General features: G+C 62.8%; 9 protein-coding genes. 4 read left to right on the top strand and 5 right to left on the bottom strand.

Annotated features, from left to right (window positions below; genetic code table 11):
• Both KBT70_RS01555 and KBT70_RS01550 read right to left on the bottom strand, forming a co-directional pair.
• A partial coding sequence (locus KBT70_RS01555; protein ID WP_296627970.1) for an NAD(P)H-binding protein occupies window positions 1-752 on the bottom strand: 752 nt, incomplete at its 3' end.
• Complete coding sequence (locus tag KBT70_RS01550; protein ID WP_296627968.1) at window positions 745-1,083, bottom strand: TraR/DksA C4-type zinc finger protein; 339 nt, start codon at window positions 1,081-1,083, stop codon at window positions 745-747. The genes KBT70_RS01555 and KBT70_RS01550, both read right to left, overlap by 8 nt.
• Window positions 1,084-1,168: 85 nt before the next feature.
• Here KBT70_RS01550 and cysE point away from each other — a divergent pair, with 85 nt between their 5' ends.
• The 3 genes from cysE to KBT70_RS01535 all read left to right on the top strand — a co-directional run bounded on the left by cysE (window position 1,169) and on the right by KBT70_RS01535 (window position 2,756).
• On the top strand, window positions 1,169-2,002 hold the full coding sequence (gene cysE / locus KBT70_RS01545; RefSeq protein WP_296627966.1) for a serine O-acetyltransferase: 834 nt from the start codon (window positions 1,169-1,171) through the stop codon (window positions 2,000-2,002).
• Between the two features lie 5 nt (window positions 2,003-2,007).
• Window positions 2,008-2,361 carry a DMT family protein gene (locus tag KBT70_RS01540; protein WP_296627964.1) on the top strand — a complete coding sequence of 118 codons (354 nt, stop codon included), beginning with the start codon at window positions 2,008-2,010 and terminating at the stop codon, window positions 2,359-2,361.
• An 83-nt stretch (window positions 2,362-2,444) separates the two neighbouring features.
• The gene (locus KBT70_RS01535) at window positions 2,445-2,756 is read left to right on the top strand and encodes an ETC complex I subunit (RefSeq protein WP_296627962.1); all 312 of its coding nucleotides are present in this window, start codon (window positions 2,445-2,447) and stop codon (window positions 2,754-2,756) included.
• A 29-nt stretch (window positions 2,757-2,785) separates the two neighbouring features.
• On the opposite strand, the gene KBT70_RS01530 is transcribed toward KBT70_RS01535, so the two are convergent.
• The gene (locus KBT70_RS01530) at window positions 2,786-3,118 is read right to left on the bottom strand and encodes an ArsC/Spx/MgsR family protein (RefSeq protein ID WP_296627960.1); all 333 of its coding nucleotides are present in this window, start codon (window positions 3,116-3,118) and stop codon (window positions 2,786-2,788) included.
• Window positions 3,119-3,306: 188 nt separating this feature from the next.
• Here KBT70_RS01530 and rsgA point away from each other — a divergent pair, with 188 nt between their 5' ends.
• A complete protein-coding gene (gene rsgA, locus KBT70_RS01525; RefSeq protein ID WP_296627958.1) occupies window positions 3,307-4,335 on the top strand; it encodes a ribosome small subunit-dependent GTPase A in 1,029 nt (342 codons plus the stop codon).
• Window positions 4,336-4,408: 73 nt separating this feature from the next.
• On the opposite strand, the gene KBT70_RS01520 is transcribed toward rsgA, so the two are convergent.
• Both KBT70_RS01520 and secD read right to left on the bottom strand, forming a co-directional pair.
• Window positions 4,409-5,401 carry a TerC family protein gene (locus KBT70_RS01520; RefSeq protein WP_296627956.1) on the bottom strand — a complete coding sequence of 331 codons (993 nt, stop codon included), beginning with the start codon at window positions 5,399-5,401 and terminating at the stop codon, window positions 4,409-4,411.
• A gap of 244 nt (window positions 5,402-5,645) precedes the next feature.
• Window positions 5,646-8,276, bottom strand: a complete 2,631-nt coding sequence (gene secD, locus KBT70_RS01515; RefSeq protein WP_296627953.1) for a protein translocase subunit SecD — start codon at window positions 8,274-8,276, stop codon at window positions 5,646-5,648.
• Window positions 8,277-9,222 lie beyond the last annotated feature (946 nt).

Here is a 9,222-nt window from a genome sequence, read left to right as displayed (position 1 = left end):
CGGCCCCCCAGCGACAAGCCCGCAATGATCGCATCCATCATCCCCACCGGCACCTGCCGCAGCTTGACCGGACGGCCCAACCGCTGGAACAACCACTCGGCCTGATCGCGCGGCGTGATCGCCGGACCGGGGCCACCAATCGGCAACACCCTGTTCCAGCGCCAAGGGTCGTCCAGACACCCCGCCAGATAGTCGCCCAAGTCCCGGTCACTGATCGGCTTGCACGCCGTAAGCTGCCCGTCCCCGAACACCAGAAAGGGCTTGCCCGCCTCTACCCGCGCAATCTGGCCCGAAAGCGATTTGAAATAGGCCGTGGGTCGCACGATCGAATAGCGCAAGCCCGAGGCGATCAACCGCGCCTCGAACGCCAGCTTGGCCGCCTGAAACGCCAGCATGGGTTTCTGCACGCAGATTGCCGACAAGAGCACCATATGCTCTACCCCCGCCGCCTGCGCCGCCCCCAGTGCCACGACATGCGCGTCGTGATCCACCGCCCTGGCATCGGCGGGCAAGCCGCTGCGTGACGCCATGCACGACACCAGCGCCTCGAACCGCGCGCCGCGAAATCCCGCGCGGGCAATGTCCGCAATCTCCCCCCGCCGCAGCGTGATCCCTTTCGGCAATCCCGCCGCCTCCGCCCCCGGCCGCAGGTAACACACCACCTCATGCCCTCGCGCGCAGAGGGCGGCCACCGTCGCCCGGCCAATCGTGCCGGTGGCGCCCAGCACCAGAACGCGCGCCGCCTCAGCCATTGGCGCAGGACACGCAGCGCGTGGCGGCGGGATCAATCTCCAACCGTCCGATGGCGATATCCTCGCCACAATCCTCACAATACCCGAATTCCCCCGCATCCATCCGCGCCAGTGCTGCCGCCAACCGCTGCCGCTGCACCTGACGGCGCGCTTGTCCCGCCTTGGCCATCGCCTGATTTTGCAGCGCGTCCATCCGGCTCAGCCGCCCGACGGCCTGTTGGTCCAATTCCACCACCGCCTGACCGGCGTGTCCCAGTGCATCGTCACTGTCCAGTTCCGTCAAAAGCGTCACGATCCGCGCTCGCATCCGCGCCTGCTCGGTCTCATTCATTTTGGTGATACCTCCCCGCACCCCTTTGCATTTTACCCGCCCTACCTATCTGCTATACTTCCCTTGACCCAGAGGAGCATAGCCCATGGCACATACAAGACGAAAGCTGGCCGAACTTGATCCGGTCTGGGCACAGATCGCCCAAGAGGCCAAGGCCGCCATCGCCGCTGAGCCGCTCTTGGGGGGGCTCATCCACTCGAGCGTGCTGCACCACGAGACCTTCGAATCGGCGCTCGCCTATCGCATCTCGCTCAAGCTCACCTCGAACGAGATGCCCGAACAGATCCTGCGCGAGATTTGCGACAAGGCGCTGGCCTCTGATCCCACCATCGGTCTGGCCGCCCGCGCCGATATCGTCGCCGTCAACGACCGTGACCCGGCCTGCGACCGGTTTCTCCTGCCGCTCCTCTTCTTCAAGGGGTTTCAGGCGATTCAGGCCTATCGCATCGCCCATTGGCTCTGGACCACGGGCCGCCGTGACCTCGCGCGCTTCTTCCAGATGCGCGCCTCCGAGGTGTTTGGCGTCGATATCCACCCCGCCGCCCGCATCGGCAAGGGCATCATGATCGACCACGCCCATTCCATTGTTATCGGTGAAACTGCTGTGGTGGGTGACAATGTCTCGATGCTCCATTCCGTCACCTTGGGCGGCACCGGCAAGGAAGAAGAGGATCGCCACCCCAAGATCGGCAATGGCGTGCTGATCGGGGCCGGGGCCAAGGTGCTGGGCAATATCCGTGTCGGCAATTGCTCCCGCATCGCCGCAGGGTCGGTCGTGCTGCAAGAGGTGCCCCCCTGCAAGACGGTCGCCGGTGTGCCGGCCAAGATTGTGGGCGAGGCCGGTTGCGACCAGCCGTCGGTCAAGATGGATCAACTCTTGGGCGTGCGCGGCACTGACGACGACAGCGCGAGCGACTGACGATCATGCACGGCCTCTGGCTGTGGCTGGCACCGGTCGTGCTCTTGAGCCTGTCCAATATCTTCATGACCTTTGCGTGGTATGGGCACCTCAAGTTTCCCCATGCCGCGCTCTGGCTTGTGATCCTGATCAGTTGGGGCATCGCGCTCATTGAATACATGCTCGCGGTGCCCGCCAACCGGCTTGGGCACCGTGTCTATTCGGCGGCCGAACTCAAGACCATGCAAGAGGTGATCACGCTCGTGGTCTTTGCCGGGTTCTCGGTGCTCTATCTCAAGGAGCCGCTCACCTGGAACCACGCGCTCGGCTTTTCGCTGATCGCGGCGGGGGCTTTCGTCATCTTCCGCGCCCCGCTCTGAGCAGGGGGGCTGCGCCCATTCGCCTCTTGCCGCGCCGCGCCCGATTTGGGATAAGGCGACAGAGTAATTCATCGGAGAGCCTCATGTCCGCGCGCATCTACAAACCGGCCCGCACTGCCATGCAATCCGGCACCGCCAAGACCCGCCATTGGGTGCTGGAATTCGTGTCCGAGACCGCGCGCGAGGTTGATCCGCTGATGGGCTGGACCTCCAACGCCGACACCCAAGCCCAAGTGCGCCTGCGCTTCGAGACCAAGGAAGCGGCGCTGCAATATGCCAAGGACAACGGCATCGACGCCGTGGTCCAGGAACCGCACGCCCGCAAACCCAACATCCGCCCCGGCGGCTACGGCGACAACTTCGCCACCAACCGCCGCCAGGTCTGGACGCACTGAACGGTGTCGCAGTTGCTCGGCTTGGGGCCTCACGAGCCCGCAAGCAAAGCGTTCTGAACAGATTGATCCCAACCCAGGTAGAACCTGTCCCCGTCACGGATAACCGGGCGGGCCATCACCTTGGGTTGGGCTGCGATCTGCGCCTCTGCCTCGGAATTCTTCAGCCAGTTGTTGAGCGCCCGGTAATCGTTCGATGTGCGGTCCACGAGGCGGTCCCCGAACTCTGCGATCAGCACCGCTAATTCCGCCTCGCTCAACGGCTCTGCCCGCACATCCCGGAAAGAGACTTCCCGCCCGTCCGCCTCCAATGCTTTTCGGGCCTTTTGGCAGAGTGCGCAGGTGTTCAAGCCGTAGATCATCATCTGGAAATCTCCCTTGGTGTCGGCCCCGCAACCTCCTCCATTGCCACGCCCAAAGCAATCCTCTGAGCGGTTCTTTGCACGGTCCGACGGGCGCATTCATCCAGATTTGCCCCATACGCGCCTTTGCGCCAACCCAAAGGATCAGCTTGCAACACCGTCATTCTGCGGCCATTCATGCTGGCGTGAGCATGTCATCAGATCAGACCGCAGTTTCACTGGCCGCTCTCGGCTGGATGGCGTTTTTCTCCGAGCAGTTGGAGGCGGACGAGGCCGGGCTTGCCCCCATGCGCATCGCGTCCGTGCATCGGGATCGGGTCTCTGCAATGTCCGAACACGGCCCCGTGCGGCTGACGCTCTCCGCTCAGTCCTATACGACGGACATCGCCGTGGGGGATTGGGTTCTGGTCGACCCCGAAACCCGCTTGCTGGTGCGGCGTCTGAACAGACGGACGCTGCTGCAGCGAAAAACCGAAGGCAGTCGGCCAACGCAGTTGATCGCTGCGAATGTCGACACGCTCCTGATCGTCACCTCCTGCAACGACGACTTCAACCCGGCACGCCTCGAGCGGTATCTGGCGCTTGTGAACGAGTCCGGGGCGACCCCGGTGATTGTCCTGACCAAGATCGACCAGACCGCGGACGCCGCCCCCTACCTGCAGCAGGCAGAGGCCCTGCAACAGGGGCTGGATGTGGTCATGTTGAATGCGACAGACCCAGAGGCGGCCCTGACCTTGGCACCTTGGTGCGGCCCCGGTCAGACCGTTGCCCTTGTCGGATCGTCCGGGGTGGGCAAGTCGACCTTGCTCAACACGCTGTCGCATAAATCCTCTGACGACGCACAGCCGACAGGACCCATTCGCGAGGCCGACGCCAAGGGGCGTCACACCACCACGTCGCGGTCGCTGCATGCCATTGCCGGTGGCGGCTGGGTGATTGATACGCCGGGGATGCGGACCCTGCATGTCAGCGATGCCACCGCCGGGCTCAACACGCTCTTCGCGGAGATTGTCGAGCTTGCCTTGCGCTGTCGCTTCCGGGATTGCACCCATGATCACGAACCCGGTTGCGCGGTTCAGGGGGCCGCGGCCGATGGCACCCTCGATCCCGCGCGCCTTGCCCGATGGCGCAAGCTGACGGAGGAAAACCAGACCAACACCCCGATCCAGACCGGGCCCCGTGGCAACAAGATCACGCGGTCCCCCGGCAAACGACGCTGACGATCTTGGACTTGAACCACCGGGGGTTCCTGATCCCGGCGGAAATCCACCCGGATCAGGACCCCTCGCACTGTCAGTCCTTGACGATCTCCGAATCCCCAATGGGCGTGCCGGTCTTCCAGAGTGAGAACACGACACCGGCCCCCAGAATGGCGAACGTGATCCCCAGCGACCACACGGGCGGGAATTTTTCCCATCCCATCAGATCGGCGAAGAAGATCTTGGAGCCGATAAAGACCAGCAGGATCGACAGCGCGTATTTCAAGTAGGCGAAGCGATGCAGGATCGCGGCCAACGCAAAGTAGAGCGCGCGCAGGCCAAGGATGGCAAAGATATTCGACGTGTAGACGATGTAGGGATCGGTCGTGATGGTGAACACCGCCGGCACGGAATCGACAGCAAAGACCACATCCGCGATCTCGATCATGATCAGCGCCAGAAACAGCGGCGTCGCATAGCGCAGCATCCGACCGGTTTCGGGGTGCGGCTTGCGGACAAAGAAACTGTGACCATGCAGGTCTTCCGTCACATTCATGCGATGCTTCAGTAAGCGCAGCAGGCCATTCTCCTCGATCTTGTGCTCCTTGTCGGCGACAAGCACCATCTTGATCCCGGTGAAGATCAGGAAAGCGGCGAAAATATAGAGGACCCAGTGATACTGATCCACGATCGTCGCCCCAAGGCCAATCATGATGCCGCGCAGGAGGATCACACCCAGAATACCCCAGAACAGGACCCGATGCTGATAGTCGCGCGGGATGGCGAAAAAGCCGAAGATCAGAGCGATGACGAAAATGTTGTCCATCGCCAGCGACTTTTCGACCACGAAGGCCGTCAGATATTGCGCCGTGGCGGTGGCATCCATTTGCCACCAGATGAAGCCCGAAAAGCAAACACCCAAGGTGATATACATCGCCGACAGCTTGAGGCTTTCGGCAATTCCGATTGCGTGATCGTCCTTGTGCAGAACGCCGAGGTCAAAGACCAGCAGGGCAAGCACGATGGCCAAGAAAACAAACCACATCCAAAGCGGCTTGCCCAGAAAGAGCAGGAACAGGATTTCCAATGCAGGACCCTCAATTCTGGTGTGATACGCTTTGGACAGGTCCGTTCAGAGCAAGGGTCCGATCCGGGCAGGTGACAAGCGCATGTGTTACGGTCCGACATCACGATGGGTGACCATCGTCAGAGGGGCCCGGCCCGCTCTGGTGAGATCGGCATCCCGCAGACCACCTTCAACCCCCCACCGAAAGAGATTTCGGAGCACGGGAAAAGGAACACACCGGCCTCGCGACCGGTGTGTTCAAACATCAGGCCTTGATATGCGCGAACGCGTGATCGACCTTGCGTTCCGCCTTGTCGCGGCGGTCCAGCCCCAGAAAGAGCACGATGTTCTTGGCGACATAGAGCGTGGACCATGTGCCAATGATCACGCCGAAGAGCATCGCAAAGACAAAGCCACGGATCACATCGCCGCCAAAGACCAGCAGCGCCACAAGCGCGATCAGCGTCGTCACCGCTGTCATCAGGGTCCGGCTGAGCGTCTCGTTTGCCGACAGGTTCATGAGGTCGCGCAGGGGCATGGTCTTGTATTTCGCCAGATTCTCGCGCAGCCGGTCAAAGATCACGACCGTGTCGTTGACCGAATACCCAAGGATCGTCAGCAGGGCCGCCACGATGGTCAGGTCAAACCGCAACTGGAACAGCGCAAAGACACCGATGGTGACGATCACGTCATGCACCAGCGCCGCCACCGTGCCCACAGCGAATTGCCATTCGAACCGCATCCAGACATAGGCAAGGATGCCAAACGCCCCCGCGCCCACCGCAGCCAGAGCCAACCAGATCAACTCGGCCGAGACTTTGGGCCCGACTGAGTCCACTGCCGTCAGGGCAATGCCCGGATCGACGGCCCGCAACGCGTCCTGCACCTGCGCGATGGTTGCGGCAGACATCGCCTCGACCCCGTCCTGCGCCTGCACGCGGATCATGGCGACATGCTGATCGGCGCGGAAGGTGGGATCAAAGACCTCGGAAATCGCCACATCGCCAAGCTGCAAGGCAGACAGCGCCGCGCGATAGGCCCCCAGATCAATCTGCTGGACGGAGTCGGTGCGAAAAGAGGTGCCGCCCTGAAAGTCGATCCCAAAGTTCAGCCCCATCGTCGCCACCAGCACCAGCGAGGCCACGACCGCGACAACGGACACCCCAAAGGTCGCCCATTGCGCCCGGAAGAAGTTGATCGTGGTGGTGTCCGGCGTCAGCTTGATCCAGCCCTTGAGGGTGATCCGAGCCGGCTTGCGCCAGCGCATCCATGTTTCAATGATCAGCCGCGTCACATAGAGCGCGGTGAACATCGAGGTCACGATACCCAGACCCAGCGTCACGGCAAAACCGCGCACGGCGCCAGAGCCGATAACGAACATGATCAGCGCGGTCAGAATCCCGGTGAGGTTGCTGTCCATGATCGCGGAGAGGGCTTTGTCAAAGCCAATCGCAATGGCGCGCCCTGCGGGGCGGCCTTGGCGCAACTCTTCGCGGATCCGCTCGAAGATGAGGACATTGGCATCCACCGCCATGCCCATGGTCAGCACGATCCCCGCAATCCCCGGCAAGGTCAGGGTCGCGCCCAGCCCCGACAAGGCCGCAATGAGCAGCGTCATGTTGATCCCCAACGCAAGGACAGCCATGACACCGAATGTGCCATAGCAGGCCACCATGAAGGCAATCACCGCCCCCATGCCGATGACCGCCGCACGTTGCCCCGCGTCGATACTGTCCTGCCCAAGTTCCGGCCCGATGGTGCGTTCTTCCAGAAATGTCATGCCCGCAGGCAAGGCCCCGGCGCGCAACAAGACGGCCAGATCGGTGCTCTGCTCCACGGTGAACCGCCCGGTGATGATGCCCGAGCCGCCGGCAATATGGCCTTGGATCACAGGGGCGCTGATCACCTCATCATCCAGCACGATGGCGAAAGGGCTGCCGATATGGGCGGCGGTATACTCGCCAAAAGCCCGCGCGCCGGTGGGGTCAAAGCGGAAACTGACGGCGGGACGGTTGTTTTGATCAAAGGCAGGCTGGGCATCGACAAGGTTGTCCCCGCTGATGACCGGGGTTTGATCGACGATGTAGAACACCCCCGCCTCGTCCAGCGACGGCAGGATCACCGTGCCCGGCTCGGTCGGCGCTTCGGCGCTCGAGGCGCGCCCGATCACCGGGTGAAAGCTGAGCTTTGCCGTGGTGCCGATCAGCGCCTTCAACTCCGCCGCAGAGCCGATACCCGGCACTTGAATGAGAATGCGGTTCTCGCCCTGCCGCTGGATGGTGGGTTCGCGTGTGCCCACTTCATCGACGCGGCGGCGGATGATCTCGAGGCTTTGTTGCAGCGTGCGGGCGTCCAAAGCGGCACGTTCCGCCGCCGAAAAGGTCACGATCAGCACGCCCCCTTCGGCGCGGACCTCGATATCGGTCTGACCCGCCCCCGTTAGTGACGCAACAGGCGAGGCGAGCGCGCGGACAGCGGCGATGGCCGCCTGCTGCCCGGCGGGATCGGTCAGCGCAATCCGCAATTCGCCGGGCCCCGCCTCCTGTCGTCGGATCGTTCCGACCTCGTCGCGGATCTCGCGCAGCGTGTCGCGGACCTGCGGCCAAAGGACATCCATGCGCGCGGCATGGACCTCCTCGACCTGCACCTCGGCCAAAAGATGCGCCCCACCGCGCAGATCAAGCCCAAGGTTGACAAGGCCAGAGGGTAGCCATCTGGGCCAAGCGGCCAGATCGGTGATTTGCGCGGGTTGCAGGGCAGCGGTTTCGGTTTGAAGGGTGAGGGCATCGTTATGCCGCTCGACCCGAGGGTAAAAGGCGTTGGGAAGGGCAAAGAGCAGCCCCCAGAGACAAACGCTCCAGATCAGGAGACGTTTCCACAAGATCGTTTTCGACATGACTGTGTCCTTGGACCGACGGTGGCGGACGGGGCATGCGGCCCGGTCCGGCAGGTTCGGCAAATTCGGCAAAGGGGGAATGCGGCTGCCAGGGCCACCGCCCTATGATGCGCGTGGCCGAAAGAATCGGCTCAACGCATCCAAGGACCGGGCAGCCATTGCGCCGCTTCGGATCAAGGGCACCGCGGACGACGGGTCACACCCGCCGCCACGAGGCCGTTCATCACGCCGTTGGGGGCGCTCTTGGGGCCTGCGGATGGTGATCACGGTCTGACGAAAAAGCCGGGCGATACCGGGGCGATTCGGTGGACCCCGCCAGACATGCGTCTGGACCTGATTGGTATCCCGGCAGACCTACGTCGGGGCCGGCGCCAAATCTGTCATCCGTCGGTCTTTGGGCCGGGCTTGGCTTGGCCTGCATCGCCGCAATTTCCGGCGCGCCTTGAAGACTGACCGCTTCTTTTTGCCCCGCATTAGCCGAGCGGGCGTGGCCTGGCACCGCGCCGAACGACCAGACCAGCAAGAGCGACAGCAGCACGGACCAGGCGGCAAGCGTCCGGCGCGTCATGGTTGCGATCTGGCTAGTTTGTCTCATGGCGCAGTACATCCCACGACTGCGAGCAAAAGACAATCTGCCGCAAGAGACCCGCGACCCTCAGGCGCGTCAGGCGTCGCCCACGATTGTATTTGCACAGTCCTGCGATCGACAGACCGTGTCGCCCCCGGCAGAGAGGGGCCTTTGCCTTCGGACCTTTCACACCTCTGGGGCGCTATCTGGGCTTGAAATCTGCTTGCGACCTTCGCCTTTCAGGACGCAAAGAACACCAACCACCTTGCCCTCGGGGTGATGGCACCGACGTCAGAAAACCGCTTTAAAACCTGTCCTTCGCGGTCTCGACAAAGTTCAATGTATTGCGGGCCCGGTTGGTGCGTTTCCAGACCAAGA

This window comes from Roseovarius sp. (genome assembly GCF_018066915.1).
Taxonomy (GTDB): Bacteria; Pseudomonadota; Alphaproteobacteria; order Rhodobacterales; family Rhodobacteraceae; genus Roseovarius.
This window is presented reverse-complemented; position numbering and strand designations above follow the sequence as displayed.